The organism is Proteiniborus sp. MB09-C3 (assembly GCF_030263895.1).
Classification (GTDB): Bacteria; Bacillota; Clostridia; order Tissierellales; family Proteiniboraceae; genus Proteiniborus.
The window spans coordinates 1,412,428-1,432,154 of record NZ_CP127161.1; the positions used below are offsets into that span (position 1 = coordinate 1,412,428).

14 protein-coding genes and 1 other annotated feature are annotated in these 19,727 nt (G+C 34.5%); of the genes, 10 read left to right on the forward strand and 4 right to left on the reverse strand.

Annotated elements, in window-relative coordinates; genetic code table 11:
* Nucleotides 1-9 precede the first annotated feature (9 nt).
* The 6 genes from QO263_RS06830 (at nt 10) to QO263_RS06855 (ending at nt 5,668) form a co-directional block, all read left to right on the forward strand.
* Nucleotides 10-1,140, forward strand: coding sequence for an ABC transporter substrate-binding protein (locus tag QO263_RS06830; protein WP_285627983.1), 1,131 nt, complete (start codon nt 10-12; stop codon nt 1,138-1,140).
* Entirely contained in the window at nt 1,141-1,920 is a 780-nt protein-coding gene (locus QO263_RS06835; protein WP_285627985.1) for a Rossmann-like domain-containing protein, read from the forward strand.
* Nucleotides 1,921-3,090, forward strand: a complete 1,170-nt coding sequence (locus QO263_RS06840) for a molybdopterin molybdotransferase MoeA (RefSeq protein WP_285627987.1) — start codon at nt 1,921-1,923, stop codon at nt 3,088-3,090.
* 172 nt (nt 3,091-3,262) lie between these two features.
* Nucleotides 3,263-4,432, forward strand: a complete 1,170-nt coding sequence (gene iadA / locus QO263_RS06845) for a beta-aspartyl-peptidase (protein ID WP_285627989.1) — start codon at nt 3,263-3,265, stop codon at nt 4,430-4,432.
* A 169-nt stretch (nt 4,433-4,601) separates the two neighbouring features.
* Nucleotides 4,602-4,946: a PadR family transcriptional regulator gene (locus tag QO263_RS06850; RefSeq protein ID WP_285627991.1), complete on the forward strand. Its 345-nt coding sequence runs from the start codon at nt 4,602-4,604 to the stop codon at nt 4,944-4,946.
* Complete coding sequence (locus QO263_RS06855) at nt 4,946-5,668, forward strand: hypothetical protein (protein WP_285627993.1); 723 nt, start codon at nt 4,946-4,948, stop codon at nt 5,666-5,668. The genes QO263_RS06850 and QO263_RS06855 overlap by 1 nt, the downstream gene beginning before the upstream one ends.
* A 131-nt stretch (nt 5,669-5,799) precedes the next feature.
* Here the strand turns inward: QO263_RS06855 and QO263_RS06860 are convergent, their stop codons facing one another.
* Nucleotides 5,800-6,588: a formate/nitrite transporter family protein gene (locus tag QO263_RS06860; protein WP_285627996.1), complete on the reverse strand. Its 789-nt coding sequence runs from the start codon at nt 6,586-6,588 to the stop codon at nt 5,800-5,802.
* Between the two features lie 332 nt (nt 6,589-6,920).
* Nucleotides 6,921-7,133 (forward strand) — a binding site (T-box leader).
* Between the two features lie 72 nt (nt 7,134-7,205).
* Between QO263_RS06860 and leuS the strand changes: the two genes are divergently transcribed.
* A complete protein-coding gene (gene leuS, locus QO263_RS06865) occupies nt 7,206-9,614 on the forward strand; it encodes a leucine--tRNA ligase (RefSeq protein ID WP_285627999.1) in 2,409 nt (802 codons plus the stop codon).
* Nucleotides 9,615-9,693: 79 nt separating this feature from the next.
* Here the strand turns inward: leuS and QO263_RS06870 are convergent, their stop codons facing one another.
* From QO263_RS06870 to QO263_RS06880, 3 genes are all read right to left on the reverse strand, one after another.
* Nucleotides 9,694-10,155, reverse strand: a complete 462-nt coding sequence (locus tag QO263_RS06870; protein WP_285628002.1) for an Hsp20/alpha crystallin family protein — start codon at nt 10,153-10,155, stop codon at nt 9,694-9,696.
* Nucleotides 10,156-10,515: 360 nt separating this feature from the next.
* Entirely contained in the window at nt 10,516-13,572 is a 3,057-nt protein-coding gene (locus tag QO263_RS06875) for an efflux RND transporter permease subunit (RefSeq protein ID WP_285628004.1), read from the reverse strand.
* Nucleotides 13,573-13,586: 14 nt separating this feature from the next.
* Nucleotides 13,587-14,798 carry an efflux RND transporter periplasmic adaptor subunit gene (locus tag QO263_RS06880; RefSeq protein WP_285628007.1) on the reverse strand — a complete coding sequence of 404 codons (1,212 nt, stop codon included), beginning with the start codon at nt 14,796-14,798 and terminating at the stop codon, nt 13,587-13,589.
* A 796-nt stretch (nt 14,799-15,594) separates the two neighbouring features.
* On the opposite strand from QO263_RS06880, the gene QO263_RS06885 reads away from it, so the two are divergent.
* From QO263_RS06885 to QO263_RS06895, 3 genes are all read left to right on the forward strand, one after another.
* Complete coding sequence (locus QO263_RS06885) at nt 15,595-17,403, forward strand: ABC transporter ATP-binding protein (protein WP_285628010.1); 1,809 nt, start codon at nt 15,595-15,597, stop codon at nt 17,401-17,403.
* Between the two features lie 36 nt (nt 17,404-17,439).
* Nucleotides 17,440-19,299, forward strand: coding sequence for an ABC transporter ATP-binding protein (locus QO263_RS06890; protein WP_285628013.1), 1,860 nt, complete (start codon nt 17,440-17,442; stop codon nt 19,297-19,299).
* 72 nt (nt 19,300-19,371) lie between these two features.
* Nucleotides 19,372-19,659 (forward strand): hypothetical protein, encoded by a 288-nt coding sequence (locus tag QO263_RS06895; RefSeq protein ID WP_285628015.1) that lies wholly within the window; start codon nt 19,372-19,374, stop codon nt 19,657-19,659.
* The last annotated feature ends 68 nt before the right edge of the window (nt 19,660-19,727 follow it).

Here is a 19,727-nt window from a genome sequence, read left to right on the forward strand (position 1 = left end):
GGAGATTTAATGAAAAGTACTAAAAAACAGTTTCTGATTCTTTTGTTAGCAATGGTGTTAAGTACTTCAATGTTATTTACAGGCTGTCAAAAGACGGAAGCACCAGAAAATACGGGAACTGTTCAAGATGAAGGACTAAAAGAAAAGGAAACTATAGCAAAAACCGTCAAGATTACGGACATGAATGGGAGAGAGTTAGAAATTCCTTCTCCCCAAGAGCTTAAGAAAGTCTATTTCCCAAGTCCTTTAGCTCAGTTAATGGTATATACAATCAATCCAGATAAGATGGCAGGCGTTGTTTCAGAGCTTAGACCAGATCAGTTAAGATTTATGCCAAAGGCAGAAGGATTGGAGGTCATGGGCAATTTTGATGGAGGGGCAAAAATTAACCCTGAGCAGGTTTTAGCTACAGGGGCTCAGGTCTTTATTTCCATGGGACCTATGAAGCTAGACGAAAAATCAAAGCAATCTGCTGATGAATTGCAGGAGCAGCTAAAGATACCTGTTATTGTAGTCAATGGACAATTTGATCAAAGGGCAGAAGCCTACCGCTTTTTAGGTAAGGTCTTTGGTGAAGAAGAACGCTGCGAGGAGCTTGCAAAATATTGCGAGGAAACTTATAAAGAGGTACAAGAAAAAGTAGAGACTATTCCAGAAGACAAGAGAGTCACATTATACTATGCTGAAAAGGAAAATGGATTGGCAACAGAGCCAGAAACATCTTCTCATGCTGCTGTATTCAAATATGCAGGAGCAAAAAATGTAGCTAATGTAGATAATACTCCCGGTTCTGGTATGACTCCAGTTACTCTTGAGCAAATTTTGGCTTGGAATCCTGATGTGATTTTCATGAGCGAGGGTAAAGCTAGCCCTTATAAAGAGATTATTACCAATAAAAATTGGTCTAATATAGAAGCCGTAAAAAATGGAAAGGTTTACGAGGCACCAAGCTTACCTTTTAGCTGGATTGATCGTCCACCTTCTTCACAGCAGTATTTAGGCTTACGTTATGTAGCTAATATTCTGTATCCAGAAGTATTCTCATATGATATGACTTCTGAGGTGCAAAAGTTCTTTAAATTATTCTATCAGGTGGATTTGTCCGCTGAGGAAGCAAAGGACATGTTAGGAGGAAAATAAATGAGAGAATCATGGGAACTATATGATGAATTAATTGAGGAAATTCCAAATGAGCTTATGGTAGATTATTTTGCTATTGGTCTTGGCTGGACGCAAGTATGGTCTGGAGATCAAACTGGTGTTGCCATGACAGTGAAGCAAAGCGGACCAAGGCTTTTATCCCATGGAAATTATAAAGGACTGCCACTAAAGGATGTGGCAGCCCTTGTTAAATCCTGGGATTTTATAGAGGCTTCCGTAGGAGCTGCTGCCCTAAACTGTTATTACAATACATTTCATAAGGTTAAGGCACAGGGAGGCTTTAAGGGTATTACTCTTGAGGATTTAACTCACAAGGAAAGGGTAAAAAAGGAAGCCTTCATAGCCTTTCGAAAAGAGATAACAGGGAAGAAAGTAGCCATAATTGGTCATTTTCCCCACATTGAAAAGGAGCTTGGGCCTATTTGTGATTTAAGCATATTGGAAAGAAATCCTCAAAAAGGAGATTATCCAGATACAGCCTGTGAATACATTCTTCCAGAGCAGGATTATCTCTTTATCACAGGAATGACCTTGACCAATAAGACTTTGCCTCGACTTCTTGCTCTTGCCAAGGATAATGCAAAGATTAGTATTGTAGGGCCAAGTATTTGTTTATCTCCAAAGTTATTTCAATGGGGAGCTAATAATCTTTCTGGCTTTTGTGTTTTAGAAAGAGATTTACTAAATGAAGTTGTTTTAAGAGGAGAAAAAGGTACCATATTTCGTTCTGGTGTTATGGTAAGTATAGGAGGAGAATAAATGATTGAGAATATAAGTGTTCAGGAGGCTATTGCACTTTTTCAACATCAGTGGCAGCCTCAAGGCATGGAGGTTATTCCTCTAGAAGAAGCAAACACACGAATTTTAGGTGATACATTATATGCTAAAGAATCCATTCCAGTAGTTAGGGCTTCCATGATGGATGGAATAGCCATAAAAGGAGACAATTATACTAAGGACCCTAGTCATTGGGTTTATGGAAAGGATTATATAAGGGCAGACACAGGAGATGACTTTTCCGATGATTTTGATACGGTAATTGCTATTGAAAAGGTGAATATGGAAGATGGCAAGCTTTCTTGGAGGGAGGACTTTCCTTTTGAAAAAGGAATGAATGTTAGGCATAGAGGCTCTACCATTAAGGAGAATACTCTTTTATTAGAAAAGGGAAGTCGCTTAAACGCAACCGCGCTTGCATTGTTGGCAATGGGAAATCATGGAGAAGTTAAAGTGTATAAAAAGCCTAAGGTAGTATTCATTCCAACTGGCTCAGAGCTAGTTGGTGTAGGAACTAAGCTTTCTCGAGGAGAAAATATCGATAGCAATAGTCCCATGGCAGAGGTACTATTAGAGGATTTTGGTGCAGTACCAATTCTTTATCCCATAACAAAGGATGACCCAGAATCCTTAAGAGCAGCTGTGAAAAAGGCCTTAAAGGAAGGAGATATGGTTCTTATCAATGGTGGCTCCTCCAAGGGAGAAGAGGATTTCAACCTTCGTATTTTAGAGGAAATGGGTGAGGTATTCTTTCATTGGACTCAATGTGGGCCAGGAAGACCTGCTGCCATGGCAAAGATAGAAAACAAGCCAGTGTTCATTGTGCCAGGACCAGCCTATGGATGCTTTAATGTTCTTCAATGGTTAATAGGCCCTTGTATAAGGTACTTGACAGGAGCTCAAGAGCCATACTATTATAAAGTAAAGGCAAAGTTAAAGGAGTCAGTTCAAGCGCCTACACATTTCCAATTTCTTTTAGGGGCACAGGTTGAAAGGAACGAGGAGGGAGACCTACTAGTAAACCTATTAAGCTTTAAAAAGAATGGCGTTCCTGATTGTTTAAAAGCTAATGGATTTGTTCATACAAAGCCAGGAATGAATCCCTTCCAAGCAGGAGATGAAATAGAAGTGAATTTATTGAAGCCAGTGTAGACTCCTAAAAAGGAGTCTTTATTGTATTTAGAATATCTCCCATAAGTTTTATTACTGATTTTAATACATCTTAAGCTTTAAAAGCTACTTAACTATAGTTATTAATCTCAGTTAATAAGGGCAAACTTGGAAAGGTAAGAGAGTAAAATTACTGATTCAGAGGAGGACTTAAATGCTTAAATTAATCAAAAACGGAGAGATATATTCACCAAAATATTTAGGTAAAAAGGATATATTGTTAACGGGAGATAAAATCGGATACATAGATGATTGTATAAATATACCAGATGATTTCTTAGATATCCAGATTATAGATGCAGCAGAAAGCCTAGTAACTCCAGGGTTTATAGATGGTCATGTTCATATAACTGGTGGCGGCGGAGAAGGTGGATTTAAAACCAGAACGCCAGAAATACAGCTTTCTGATATTACAAAGGGCGGAGTAACTACAGTAATTGGAGTTTTAGGGACAGACGGAACTACAAGGACTATGTCGAACTTGTTGGCAAAGGCTTATGCACTAGAAGAGGAAGGCATAAGCTGCTATGTTTTAACAGGTTCATATCAGGTTCCAGTTAGAACTGTGACAGGCAGCATTCAGGATGATATTATACTCATAGATAAGATAATAGGTGTAGGAGAGGTAGCTTTGTCAGACCATAGATCTTCGCAGCCTACAATGGAGGATATTGCAAAAATTGCTGCCGAGGCTAGAGTAGGAGGCATACTGTCTGGCAAGGCGGGAATTGTAAACATACATATGGGAGATGGACATAGAAATATTAGCTTCATACAGGAAATAATAGAAAAGACAGAAATACCGCCAAGACAATTTGTATTGACACATATATTACGTAATCCAGAGCTGTTCAAAATCTCTATAGATTATGCAAGAAGTGGAGGACTTGTAGATTTTACTACAAGTACAGCAGGCTCATCTGATGAAAAAGAGCTTACACCAGGTAAAGCATTGAAAGTGATGCTAGAAGAAGGAGTAAATATTGAAAATATAACATTTACCTCTGATGGACAAGGAAGTCTACCTATTTTTGATGAACAAAAAAGGTATGTAGGGTTAGGCGTTGGAAAAGTAACTTCCCTATATACTGCTGTAAGGGAAGCAATATTAAGCGAGAAAGTAGCAATTGAAGATGCCTTAAGGGTTATCACCTTAAATCCTGCAAACAATTATATGCTTAAGAGTAAAGGAAGCATAGAAGTAGGTAAGGATGCAGATATAGTATTATTAAATAAAGAGGATTTAAATATAAATACTGTAATGGCTAAAGGGAAAGTAATGTATCAAAATGGAGAAGTAAGGGTGAAGGGTACATTTGAATAAGATAGGTATTTTTATTAAAAGCAAGATTTATCATGATATTTCAATATTGTCATGATAAATCTTGCTCTTATTTTTTTGCTTAATTTTTCAAAAAAGTACTTGCATAATTAAATACTTAGTGTCATACTATACTTAGCATTACTAAGTATAGTTTATGTGAGGTGAAATAATGAGTGAACTAGAGAAACAGTTGAAAAAAGGGGTTCTTAACATTGTAATTCTAAAAATGATAAATGAAAAGGACATGTACGGATATGAAATGATTCAAATTATAGACGAAAAAAGTAATGGATACTTTAAGCTGAAGGAAGGCTCTCTTTATCCCGTGTTATATAGATTAGAAGATGAGGGGCTTATAGAAAGCTATTGGAATAAAGAGCCTTATAAAAGAACTGTACCTAGAAAGTATTATAAAATTACTAATAAGGGCATAGCAGTACTAAAGGTATATGCTGAGGAATGGAATGATTTTTTAATGGGAACTAAGAGTATATTGAAAGGAGAGTCTTTTTAATGAAAAATATAAGTCATGAAAGGTATATAAAATCCGTAATCAAGAATATAAGCTGCAATACGAAAACACGAAAAAAGATACAAGAGGATTTGCTTAATCATATTCAAGTGAAGTCCCTAGAGACAGGGGAAGAAGACCCTTGGAAGCTAATGGGAGATCCATATGAGGTTGCAAAGGAATTTAGAGAGAATATAGGATCTAAGTGTGACTATGGAGACTATTATTCGCACTTTGAATATAAATCTGAAACGAAAATTTTTGGAATACCATTAGTTCATATCAATAATAGAAGAAATGGGGTTGCAAAGGGAATAATTGCAATTGGGGGAATTTCCATTGGTGTATTAAGCCTAGGGGGAATATCAATTGGATTAATCAGTTTTGGTGGCGTTTCATTAGGGTTATTAATAGCCCTAGGAGGTCTTGCAGGCTCATTAGGCTTTGCAGCAGGAGGAGCTGCTTTTGGGTACTATATGGCTATAGGAGGCTCTGCAATAGCGCAGCATTTTGCGATGGGAGGATATGCTCGAGCAAATGTAGCTATTGGTGATGTGGCAAAAGGCATAGTTACAGTATTTAAAACAAAAGGAACAGGAGATATACTTTTAAAGGTTCCTGTGGAAAGTCAAGAATTTGTGAATTCAGTTCGCAATTTATATCCTAATATAGACAGGATTACTTTAAAGATACTAAGCTTTTTTGTTGAAAATATGACTATATAGATGTGATAAAATACAGTGAAAAGAGTTGCAGAGTCGAAGAATCTCATGCTTTTAATACAATAGAGATTCTTCGATAGCTTTCAGGAAGACGTAATAGTATTTTTCAGTGGATTCATCTTATGGGAGTATTTTTATTGTGAGTCTTTCTTTGCAGGTAAGATATAAGTAATATAATATGCCACAGGGATAATTATTCCGCCTCCAACTATGTTTCCCAAAGTTACTGGAATAAGATTAGTTATCCAAATATGGCTCCAAGTAATATTAAGCCCAGAGAACCTAGCTAAGGGAAGTGTAAACATATTGGCTACACAGTGCTCAAATCCAGATAGTATAAAAAGCATAACTGGAAACCATACTGATAGTATTCTTGATCCAATATCAAGAGATGCGGAGGCAGTCCATACAGCGAGAACAACTAATATATTACATAGAACACCTCTAAGAAAAGCTGCTTGAAAGCTTAGAGATGTTTTTGCAAGACCTAAATCAAGAGTAGTTGCCAATATGTCTTTACTTACTAATTGGGATTTATATATTATATATGCTAAAATTACTGAACCTATAAAATTTCCTATATAAACGAAAATCCAATTTTTCAGCATCCCAGTTAAGGTTATTTTCTTGTCCATTAACCCCATTGTCATGAGATTGTTTCCAGTGAAAAGCTCACTTCCTGAAAAAACTACTAGCATTAAGCCTACGGGAAATACAAAAGCACCAAAAAATTTCATTAAACCAGCATCTATATTACCTAAAGTCTGCATAACTACAATATACGCATATCCTCCAAGACCTATATAAATTCCAGCCATTATTCCTAGAATCAGCATTCTTGTTATGGATAAGCTAGCCTTTGTTTCTGATGAAGCAATGATTGCCTGTGCCACTTCTGAAGGTGCAAGATACCTTTTTTCCATGTCAGTTCCTACTTTCTTATATACTATATATTTTGCAAAAATAATTTTACAAGCAAAATATTTCCTTGATTCATGAATTGCAACAATATCATTGATTTAATATTGCATCTGGCTTTTGGGATGCAATACTTTGAAAAATAATTATTGCAATTCATAATGTCAAACCATGTTACCTTTTAGAATCTCAAATACTCTATTATGTAGGTATTTTTCCATTAGATTATACAAATAATACATTCATTACGACATGTTTAGCATATTATATAATGACATATAATATAAATAATATTTGCTTTATGGAAAAAAATTTGGTACAATACCATATAATTAGAATAATTGCGTTGAAGAGAAATAGTAGGTTATGAAGTTGCTTCTAGAGAGTCGTTGGTGGGTGGAAAACGATGGTAACAATATCTGAACTCGTCTCTGAGCTATTGGAGTGAAATATATTAGCTCTAATCGGATAAATCCGTTAAAGTTATTTGAGTGGACGGTAAATATTTTGCTGTCAATTAGAGTGGTACCGCGAACCTTTCGTCTCTATATGAGTTGAAAGGTTTTTTTATTTTTGTAGAGTTTCTAAAATATTAAATGTTGTGAGTTGAGGAGTGAGAGATATGAGAGAGTATAATCCAAAATCAATTGAGAAGAAATGGCAGGACATTTGGGATGAGAAAGGAACCTTTTATGCCTCAGAGGATAAATCAAAGCCAAAATACTATGCACTAATAGAGTTCCCTTATCCATCAGGGCAAGGGCTTCACGTAGGTCATCCTAGACCATATACAGCTCTTGATGTGGTAGCGAGAAAAAGAAGAATGCAGGGATATAATGTACTATATCCAATGGGCTGGGATGCATTTGGATTGCCTACAGAAAATTACGCAATACAGAATAAGATACATCCTGCTATAGTAACAGAAAGAAATGTTGCTAGGTTTAAAGAGCAGTTAAAGTCATTGGGTTTGTCCTTTGATTGGTCAAGAGAAATCAATACAACTGATCCTGAATACTTCAAATGGACACAATGGATATTCTTAAAATTGTTTGAAAAAGGATTGGCATACAAGAAAGAAGCTTCTATTAACTGGTGTACAAGTTGCAAGGTTGGTCTTGCTAATGAAGAGGTAGTTAATGGAGGATGTGAGCGTTGCGGCGGAGAAGTAGTTAGAAAGACTAAAAATCAATGGATGCTTAAAATAACCGAATATGCAGAAAGACTAATTAAGGATTTAGACTTAGTTGACTATATAGATAGGGTTAAGATACAACAGAAAAACTGGATAGGTCGTTCAGAAGGTATGGAGGTAGATTTTAAAATAACTGGGGATAAAAAAATCACAGTCTATACTACAAGACCAGATACTCTTTTTGGTGCAACATATATGGTTATATCACCAGAACACCCTCTTATAGATGAGCTTAAAGATAAAATAAAAAATTTTGATGAGATTGAAGAATATAGGGAATATGCACATAAGAAATCTGACTTTGAAAGAACAGAAATGTCTAAAGAAAAGACTGGAGTACAAATCGACGGAATAAATGCAGTAAACCCAGTAAGCAATAAAGAAGTACCTATCTGGATATCAGACTATGTGCTTATGTCCTATGGAACAGGTGCTATAATGGCTGTACCAGGCCATGATACAAGAGACTGGGAATTTGCTAAGAAGTTTGGTCTTCCTATAATTGAAGTAGTAGAGGGAGGCAATGTAGAAAAAGAAGCATTTACGGATATTGAAAATGGTACAATAGTGAACTCAGATTTCATAAATGGACTTTCAGTAAAGGAAGCAAAAGAAAAGATAAGCGATTGGCTAGAAGAAAAGGGAATAGGACATAGACAAACTAACTATAAGCTTAGAGACTGGGTATTCTCTAGACAAAGATACTGGGGAGAGCCTATACCTTTGGTTTATTGTGAAAAGTGCGGATGGGTTCCAGTGCCTGAAGAACAGCTTCCAGTATTGCTTCCAGAGGTGGAAAGCTATGAGCCTACTGACAATGGAGAATCACCACTTGCTAACATAAGAGATTGGGTAGAGACTACTTGTCCTAAATGTGGTGGTCCTGCAGAAAGAGAAACGGATACTATGCCTCAATGGGCAGGTTCATCTTGGTATTTCTTAAGATATACTGATCCTCATAACGACAAAGAGCTAGCAAGCAAGGGAAACCTTGACTATTGGCTTCCTATTGACTGGTATAATGGAGGAATGGAGCATACTACATTACACCTATTGTATTCAAGATTCTGGCATAAGTTTCTATACGATTGCGGAGTGGTACCTACTCCAGAGCCATACAAAAAAAGAACATCACATGGAATGGTACTAGGAGATAATAGTGAAAAGATGTCAAAGTCGAGAGGCAATGTAGTAAATCCAGATGAAATAGTAGACGAATTTGGTGCAGATACCCTAAGACTATATGAAATGTTCATAGGTGACTTTGAAAAAAGCGTTCCTTGGTCTCAAAATGGTGTAAAAGGCTGTAGAAGATTCCTAGATAGAGTATGGAGACTTCAAGAATTATTAGTTGATGGAGATGAATATTCTAAACAACTAGAAACAAGCATGCACAGGACAATCAAAAAGGTAAGCGAAGACTATGAAACATTGAAATTTAACACAGCTGTAGCAACACTTATGAGCTTGCTAAATGAATTCAATGATACAGGAAAAATCAATAAGGCGGAATTTAAAACATTCCTTATACTACTAAATCCAGTGGCTCCGCATATAACTGAGGAACTATGGGATATAAACGGATTTGGTGGAATGATAAATGAACAATCCTGGCCTATATGGGATGAGAATAAAACTGTAGAGGATGTAATAGAAATAGCAGTTCAAATCAATGGCAAAGTTAAAGGCACAATATCAGTTCCATCAGATGCAACTCAAGAGATAGCAAAAGCAAAGCTAGCAGAAGATGAAAAACTATACAGCCTAATAGAGGACAAAAATGTAGTAAAAGAAATATATGTACCAGGCAGAATATTTAATATAGTTGTGAAATAACAAAAATATTTAAAATATCAAAAGTCCAGCTTGGATCAGGCTGGACTTTTGATAATTAAAAATGTAATAGGGGTAATTTTTAGTTAATATCAATTTTTCTATTGCTGTTAGGTTTTACTTCTTTTTTAGGAAGAGAGATTGATAGAATTCCATTTTCAAAATTAGCTTTAATATCTTCAGCTTTTACATTTTCTACATAGAAGCTTCTTGATTGAGAGCCGTATCTGCGTTCTTTTCTAATGTAATTCTCTTTAGTTTCTTCAATTTGCTCATTTTTTTCTACAGATATGGTCAACATGTCATTCCTAAGCTCTAAAGTAATCTCATCCTTATTTACTCCTGGTAGTTCAGCTTCTAGGATGTATTTATTATCTTTCTCTTTTATGTCAACCTTCATTTGACCAACATTTTGAACTTGAGGGAAGAAATCTGTATTAAAGAAGCTGTCTATAAAATTGCTGAAGTTGTCAAAATTAAAGAAGTCACTTGGCCTATTCATCATCTCTCTATTTCTTCTGTTATATGGACTTAAACCAAACATATAAAAAACCTCCTTTAAATTTATTGACTTTGACTTTCTTTGACCTTATATTTATATTATAGTATATTTATTGTGGTATTCAAGTGTGACTTAAGACGAAATATAATGAAATTGAAACAATAGGTATAGATATTAGCAAATAACTCGTTAATACTTGTAATTTCTTAGTGTTTTGTTAAGTTTTATAGCAGTAGCAGTTTATTAATTTATTTTTTTCTAATAGAGATAAAATAATCACCCTGCATGCGAGACAGAGTGATTAGAGTTGTTGTCTAGTTCTATAATGGCAGACACACCTTTGCGATACGATTACCTTATTTACATAATATTATAATATATATGTTTGTAAACATCCAAGTATCACAATTTTACTCTGTTCTGCCTTTTATTATAATGCTTTTCTGTAAATCCAGCCATCAAACTATATACCACAGGTATAATAACCAATGTCAATATAGTAGACACCATAAGCCCGCTCATTAGAGACACTGCCATTGGCGTAAACATAGGACTGCCTGAGAGTACTAGAGGAACTAAACCTATGACAGTTGTAGTAGTAGTCAGTATAATAGGTCTAAATCTTTTTTCTACTGCGTCTACACAAGCAGACTTTGCATCGTGACCTTTATCTCTAGCCTCGTTTATGTACTCTATTAGTAGAATAGCGTTATTTACCACTACTCCAAAAAGGCTCACTATTCCCAAAAAGGCCATGAAGGACAAAGGCTGCCTAAATAAAGATAATCCAACTATAGAGCCTATTAAAGATAAAGGAAGAGTAATAAGTATAATCATAGGCTTTGAAAAAGACCTGAATTGGAACAACAATATGATGTATATTGCCAGTATTGCGAATATAGCTGAAAATCCTACGTTACTGAATTTATCAATTATTTGCTCTCTTTCACCATCAAATGTAATAGTAACATCTTGAGTATTGATATTCTCAAGTTTACTTTTCTCAATGGTGTTTTGTATATCAACTGGGCTATAGCCGTCTTTTACATCGCTATATACAGTAACAGCCACATCCTTATTATATGAGGTTATAGTATCTGTCTGTGCACCTAATTTTATTTCTGCAATTTGCTTTAGCAGAATCTTGCTTCCTGTTATAGATGATTTAATAGCTAAGTTTTCTAGCTGACTTTTAGCATCAATATCGCTTTTAACTACGACTGAATATTCATTACCAGCCTTCCTAAATGTAGTTGCCTTAGCTCCCATTAAAGCAATATTTACCTGTCTTTGAACATCTACCTTTGTTATTCCATGATGCATTGCAATGTCAGGATCTATATCTACTATGTATTCATAGCTTTTTTTAGGAGCATCGTCCCTTATATTTATAGTGCCTGATATGTCTCTAATTTCGCTTTGAAGCTCCTCTGCCACTTCCATAACTCTATCAAGACTTTCACCAGATACTCTTATTCTTACTGGGGCACCTATGGGCTCAGCATATTCTAGAAGCTTTACAGCAGCAGTGCCTCCTACTATACTTTTTTCCAAGGTTTCTTGAAGATAGTTTGCAAATTTCTCATTAGATTTTAAACGACCGCCTTTTTTTAGATCTAGCTTTAACAATATTTGACCATGATCTGTAGAAGGGATAGTAGGTGTTACAGTCAGATAAAATTTAGGCAGTCCTCCGCCAATAGAAGTAGTATAATCTATTATCTCTTCATGTTGAACTAATATCTTTTCTATATCCTCAGTCAGTTTTTCTGTTTCTTCAATATTGCCTACAATTTCAGATTGAATATCAATATATATAACATTCTTATCAATATAAGGGAAAAATTGAAGCCCTATCTGATAAGTTAAAAATATAGTTAAGAGCAAAGCAACAAAAGATATAGCAATGATTGTTTTCCTTCTTTTTAATCCCCACAATAGCATTTTATTAAATATAGGATATAGTCTTTCAAGAAAAAATGCTTTTTTCTTAGAAGGCTTAAAGAAAATATATGCAAGTGTTGGAGTTATTATCATAGCTACTAAAAATGAAGCACTTAGTGCTATGATTACAACCATTGGAAGACTATATACAAATTCTCCTACCATTCCTGGGAGTAAAAGAAGTGGAACAAACGCAGCTACTGTAGTTAATGTGGAGGTGAATATGGGTATCATGGATTTCCTTGCACCTTCTACAACAGCATATAACTTATCATACCCTTCATCTATCAGGTACTGAATAGCATCGCTTACTACTATTGCATTATCTACTAACATGCCAAGGGCAATTATTAGTGCAGCAGTGGAAATTTGATGTACTTTGATTTTTAATAGATACATTGCAACAAGGGTAAGTACAATTGAAAATGGTATTGCAGTTGATACAACTAAAGCGTTTCTAAGCCCCATTCCTATAAGTACTACAATTAGTACAAATACTATTCCTTGAATCAAATTGCTCATAAAGCTTGAAACTGCATTGCTTACATCTTCAGGTTGAAATAATACCTCATCAAAAATAACGCCTTCTGGGAGGCTTTCCTTTAATTTGTTTAAGGTATTCCTAACTTCTTTGCCTACTAGAACTATATTCTTGTCTTCATTAAAGTAACCTGTTAATAAAACCGCATTTTTACCATTCTTCTTATATTTAAGAGTACCTTCCTCTTGTTTCAAGGAAACCTGTCCAATATCTTTTATCCGAACCTCTGCACCAGTATCTTTAGAAATGCCTACTATAGTGTTTTTTATATCCTCAATCGAATTAAAAGAAACTGGAATTTTAACATTTATTTTTGAGCTTTCAGTTTTAATACTGCCAGATGGTATTTCCATGTTCTGTATTTTTAATAGTTGTACTACTTCATCTAGGGAAATGTCAAGCTGATTTATTTTAGCAACATCAATTGTAATTACAATTTCTTTTTCAAGTTTTCCATCAACTTCAAAGCGAGAGATACCATTTATTTTAGTTAATTCATTTTTAATATTTTCTGCATAAGCTGCAAGCTGTTCATAGCTGTATTTATCGCCGGAAAAGCTGATAATTATTCCTGATGTATCTGCTAGCTGAGTGTTTACCTTAATATCTGTAACTTCTTCAGGAAGCTCAGGTTTAACCTCAGTCATCTTATTTATTAATTCTGCCCACGATTTATTTACATCAGCATCATTAATTAAATAGACTACTAAAATGGATAGGCTATTTTTAGAATAGGAAACTACCTTGTCAAAGCCTTCAATTTGCTCTACACTATCCTCTAGTTTTTTTGTAACCAGCTTGTGAACATCTTCTGGTGCTGCACCAGGATAAACTGCTGTTACCAATGCAATAGAAGGGGCTACATCTGGGTTATCTTGCTTTGGGACTACATAGTAGCTATATAATCCAGCTATAGTAAGGATCAGGGCTAAGAATAATGTAATCCTTCTATTATTTACAGCAAAATGAGTCATAATCTCACCCCCACCTAATTTTCTATAATGACCTTATAGCCTTCCTTTACATTTTTCATTCCTTTAATTATGAGTTTTTCTCCTAGTATCAATTCATCTGTAAGAATTTTGTCCTCATAGATACTCTTTATTTTTATATCCTTTCTAACTACATGCTCATCTTCAACTATATAAACATAATCATTAGAGTCACTCATTACGTTAGCTATTGGAATCCAGATACCTTTCTCTTCGCCTATTTTAAAATCTACCTTTGTAATAGCACCTAACAAAAAGTCTTTATCAGATATATTGTCATCTATTGTTAGCTCAGTTTTGTAAGTTAATGTTTCCATATCTACAGTTCTATTTACATTAGAAACATAAGCTTGCACATTTATATTATCTATTGTGATATTTGCTTTAGTTCCTATATCAATTTTTTTTACATCCTGCTGAGATAAGCCAACAGTAATTATTTGCTGGTCTGTGCGGAGTATTATCACGGGATAGCCTTGAGGAACGAGTTCTCCCTCCTTATATAATATATCTACAATATATCCATCAGTATCAGATTTTAATGAGGCATCTTCTAAGAGACTAAGCTGTGCTTCATATGCTGTTTTTGCTTGTTCATATTGAGAATAAGCTGCTTTTTTATCTTCCTCAGATGCTCCGCTTTTAACTTGGCTTAGGCTCTCATTTGCAAGCTTTAAGGAACTCTCTGCATTGTCCAGTTGTAGTTTTACTTCATCAAGCTTTTGCTTAGAAATACTACCTGCTTCATATAGCTCTAGTATTTTGTTATAGGAGTCTAGGGCAAAGTTGTAGCCATCCTGAGCCTGCTTAACTGTAAGCTCTGCTTGCTTTTTTTGTTCTTGAGTGGCACCTTTCAGGGACTTATCATATACTGCTTTGGCAGCCTCCATTTGATATTTGGCAGCATCTACAGCCTTATTAATGTCAGAAGCATCCAACTCAATAAGTAAGTCACCTTTTTTTACATATTGGCCTGTTTCAACATGTATAGTTTTTATTTTTGCAGTACTCTTAAAGCTATACTTTTTTAAGTCTTTAGATTGTAGAGTTCCTATGTAGCTTAATAGGATTGGAAAAGTCTTTGCTTCTAAGGTTTCAACAATTACGGGACGAGTATTTTCCTCAAAGGAACTATTAATAGTGGGATTAGAACAACCTATGGAAAAAACAAGAGTAAATATCATAATAAAACTTAAAATTTTTTTCACTTTATCCCCTCCACAAGAGCTTTATACAGCTTTATAATATCTATATAATAATAATATTATTATATAGATATTATGTCAAATAGTTTTTATTAACATATAAAAAATATTTATCATTCATTATGTAGTTACTATTACTACATAGTTTAAACTCATTAATGCTTAGGTAAATATTACATTTGTATTACAAAGTGAAAAAGTAGTTGTATTTTTCAGAAAAGTTTAATATACTAATTTATGTTAGAAAATATTTCAAAAAAAGGAGGTCGTGTCATGAACATCAGAATGAACATCTTAATTAATAAAAATAAAATAGAATTAAATAATTTATATGCACGACCAGTGTTTTTTAAGTACTGATTTAGTATTTTTTAACACTTAAACTAGGTGAAAATAGCCATAGGGTTGTGTATACCATCCTATGGCTTTTTGTATTTATAAGGTCTTATACTGTCTTTTTCAGTGTAGCTACCTTCGTATTCTATATGAGCCATAGGAAATAATAATCCTATGGCCTTTTTTATGACCTAACCCGATTTATGAAAGCTTTTATCATAAATCGATGGTAGCTCAAACGCAACGAGCACCAACCCTATTGTAGGTTTATGATAGGAGTGTCCGTTAGGACCAAATTTATGAAGGGTAGCGAGCAAGTAAATTTGTGTTGCGAGACTGTGTATTATTAATTTGAGGAGGAGTATTATGGCAAAGTTATTAAAAAGAAAAATGGAACAAAATTTTATCTTAGAATCAGGTTGACAGATCAAATTACAAAAAAATAAAAGGACGGTGAATAATTATGGACAGTTTTAGATTATTAATGAAATCAATGAAGGGCAATAAATTATTATATGTTGGTGCAATATTGAGTGTAGCATTGGCTACGGCATTTACATTGGCAGGGCCCTTAGTTATTAGTTTTTCTATTGACTCAGTAATAGGGGATAATCCAATGGAATTGCCTATTTGGATAGAAAAAGCAGTTAATTCAATAGGTGGCAGAGACACATTAGTTCAAAATCTTTGGATATGTAGTATAGCTCTTATAGTTTTGACAATGGGAAGAGGATTATTCATATATTTAAGAGGTAAATGGTCTGCAATAGCTTCTGAATCCATAGCTAAAAATATTAGAGAAGAAGTATATGATCACCTGCAGCATTTATCTTATGAGTATCATGTAAAGGCTGAAACAGGGGATTTGATACAAAGATGTACATCAGATATTGAAACAATAAGAAGATTTTTTGCAGTTCAATTTGTTGAGATAGGTAATGCCATATTTATGGTTACATTGGTACTAAGTATATTGCTTTCTCTTAATGTAAAGCTTACATTGATTGCAATGGCAGTAGTTCCAATTATTTTCGTAGCAGCAATAGTTTTTTTTATAAAAATGAGAAATGCATTTCAAAAATCAGATGAAGCAGAGGGTAGACTTTCTAATGTGCTTCAGGAAAATCTTACTGGAATAAGAGTAGTTAGAGCCTTTGCTCGTCAGCAGTATGAAATAGATAAATTTGATGAGAAGAATGTAGAGTTTAGAGATCTAACTTATAGATTAATTAAACTACTAGCTTGGTATTGGGCATTATCAGACTTAGCTTGCCTGCTACAGATTGGAGCAGTGCTGGTATTTGGTGCTTATTGGGCTGCCAAGGGAGAAATATCTCTAGGTATATTAGTAGTATTTACTACCTATGAGGGAATGCTGCTATGGCCTATAAGGCAAATGGGAAGAGTTTTAGCAGACTTTGGTAAAATGGTAGTTTCTTTAAAAAGGGTAACGGAAATAGTTAATGAACCTTTAGAAATAACTGACGAAAATCTATTGAAGCCTGAGATAAAGGGAGATATAGAGTTTAAAGATGTTTATTTTGAATATGAGAAAGATAGACCTATCTTAAAGGATGTATCTTTTAATATAAAGCAAGGGCAAACAGTAGCTATACTGGGGCCTACTGGCTCAGGTAAATCTACTTTAGTTCATCTCCTAGGGAGACTTTATGATTATCAAAAAGGTTCAATTAAAATTGATGGAATAGAGCTAAGAGAAATAGATAAAAAATGGATTAGAAAAAATGTAGGTATAATACTACAAGAACCTTTTCTATATTCTAAGAATATTAAAGAAAATATCAGAATTGCATGGAAGGATGCGCCTGATTCACAAGTTTATGAAGCAGCGCAAATTGCTTCTATTCATGATGTAATATTAGACTTTGAAAAAGGCTATGAAACATTAGTGGGAGAACGAGGGGTTACACTTTCTGGAGGACAAAAACAAAGAGTGGCCATAGCTAGAACTATAATAAATGATTATCCAGTTCTTGTATTTGATGATTCTCTTAGTGCAGTAGACACTGAAACTGATGCAAATATAAGAAAGGCTTTAAAAATGAGAAAAGAAAAAACAACAACATTCATAATATCTCATAGAATATCCACATTGTCAGAGGCAGATATTATACTTGTGTTGGATGGCGGAGAACTAGCACAATCAGGTACTCATGAAGAACTAATATCTCAGCAAGGATTATATAGACGAATTTGGGATATTCAAAATTCCTTAGAGGAGGAGCTGCTCATAGGCAGTAAAACAGTGTAGACATTTTGGCTTTCGACAAAAAAGGTGGTGTTAAAAATGAGTTCTTTTCAAGAACAAGATTATAATAGTAAATTTGATTTAAAATTATGGAAAAAGATTTTTTATTATGCAAAGCCTTTAAAAAAGCAATTAATAATATTATGTTTTTTTATGGTCAATCTTGCAGTGATAGATTCAATATTTCCATTGATGACAAAATTCATAATAGATAATTATGTGGTAAAAGGCAATTTAAAAGATGTAGTACTTTTTAATGGCTTCCGTATTAGCGGGATTGTAGCTTTCGGAATAGTTTATGCATTGATAACTATAATACAAGTAATAACCATAGGCTTTTTCATAGCCATAGCTGGTAAAGTAGAGACTGGAGTTGTATACTATATTCGACAAGAGGGCTTTAAGCACTTACAGGAGCTATCCTTTTCATATTATGATACTACTCCTGTAGGATGGATAATGGCACGTATGACATCAGATATTCAAAGGCTAGGAGATACCATTGCCTGGGGTATAGTAGACATGGTTTGGGGCTTTACTCTAATGATAGTAATGACATTTGTAATGCTTTTCCTTAATTGGAAGCTTGCTTTAGTTGTGCTTTTGGTAATGCCAATACTAGCAGTTGTAAGCATGTATTTCCAAAAGAAAATTTTAAAGGCCCATAGACAGACTAGAAAGATAAATTCTCGTATTACTGGCGCTTTTAATGAAGGAATAATGGGAGCAAGGACTACAAAAACCTTAGTTAGAGAAGAAGGTAATCTTAACGAGTTTGTAGAGTTGACAAGAAGCATGAAGTCCAATTCTATAAAGGCGGCAGTATTTTCTTCTTTGTTCCAGCCTGTAGTCTTGATTTTATCTTCTATAGGAACTGGTATGGCTATTTGGTATGGTGGAGAAAGTGTATTTTTACAAACTATAAGCTATGGTACATTAGTGGCTTTTATATCATATACAGTTCAGTTTTTTGAACCTGTTAGAGAGGTAGCACGTGTATTTGCAGAGCTGCAATCAGCGCAGGCTTCTGCTGAAAGGGTATTATCTATGATAGATACTAAGCTTGAGATAAAAGATGATGAAGATGTAATAAAAGAATATGGAGACCCATTAAATCCCAAAAAGGATGCTTGGCCAGAAATAAAAGGAAATATAACCTATCAGGATGTTACCTTTGCCTATAATACTGGTGAAAAGGTTCTAGAGAACTTCAACCTCCATATTAAAGCGGGAGAAACCGTAGCATTAGTTGGAGAAACAGGCTCAGGAAAAAGTACCATAGTAAACTTGGCTTGTAGATTCTATGAGCCTACAAGTGGCCAAATATTAATAGATGGCATTGATTATAAAAAGATGCCACTACTTTGGCTACACTCTAGCTTAGGCTATGTTTTACAAGGACCTCACTTGTTTAGTGGTACTATAAAGGATAACATAAGATATGGAAATCTGGATGCCAGTGAGCTAGATATAATAAGAGCTGCAAAGCTTGTAAATGCTCATGAATTCATTAAAAAGCTGGAGAAAGGCTATGATACAGAAGTAGGAGAAGGTGGCGGTAAGCTGTCTACAGGAGAAAAGCAGCTTATATCATTTGCAAGAGCAGTACTTGCTAATCCGAGAATATTTGTATTGGATGAGGCAACTTCATCAATTGATACAGAAGCTGAACAAAAAATACAAGATGCTATTCACAAGGTATTAAAGGGCAGAACTAGCTTTATCATAGCGCACAGGCTTTCTACAATACGTACAGCAGATAGAATCCTTGTAATAAAGGATGGAAAGATAATAGAGGAAGGAAATCACCATAAGCTATTACAGAAAAAAGGATACTACTATAGATTGTATACAAATCAGTTTATAGAAGAGCAGAATGCTAAAATATTAAAGGGATAGAAGGAAGGATAAAATAGCTTTACTTTAGGTAGAATATTGTGTAGAGGTGATTTCTACTAAGGAGGCTGTATCATGAGAATGTTTTTCGTGACATTAAAGGAAAAAAGGGCAATACTAAATTCCTTTAATAATATTGTCGAGGTAAAAGACGATAATGACGAATTCTCCTATTATTTATCCGGAGAAAATACCCATAAGCTTATAGCAAAAGGCTTCAATGAAGGTGGAGAAGGATATATATATAATACAAGTATAAGCAACCAGCATAATTCAACTGATGGCTGGGTGGATGTAAAGGATTATACTGCAAATAGCCTTAGGGATTTACTTAAAGATACAGTAAGTTCAAATCTCCATTAATATAAATTATAAATTTAAGCAGTTCATTATTTCTTAATGGACTGCTTTTTACTATCTTATATTTTTAT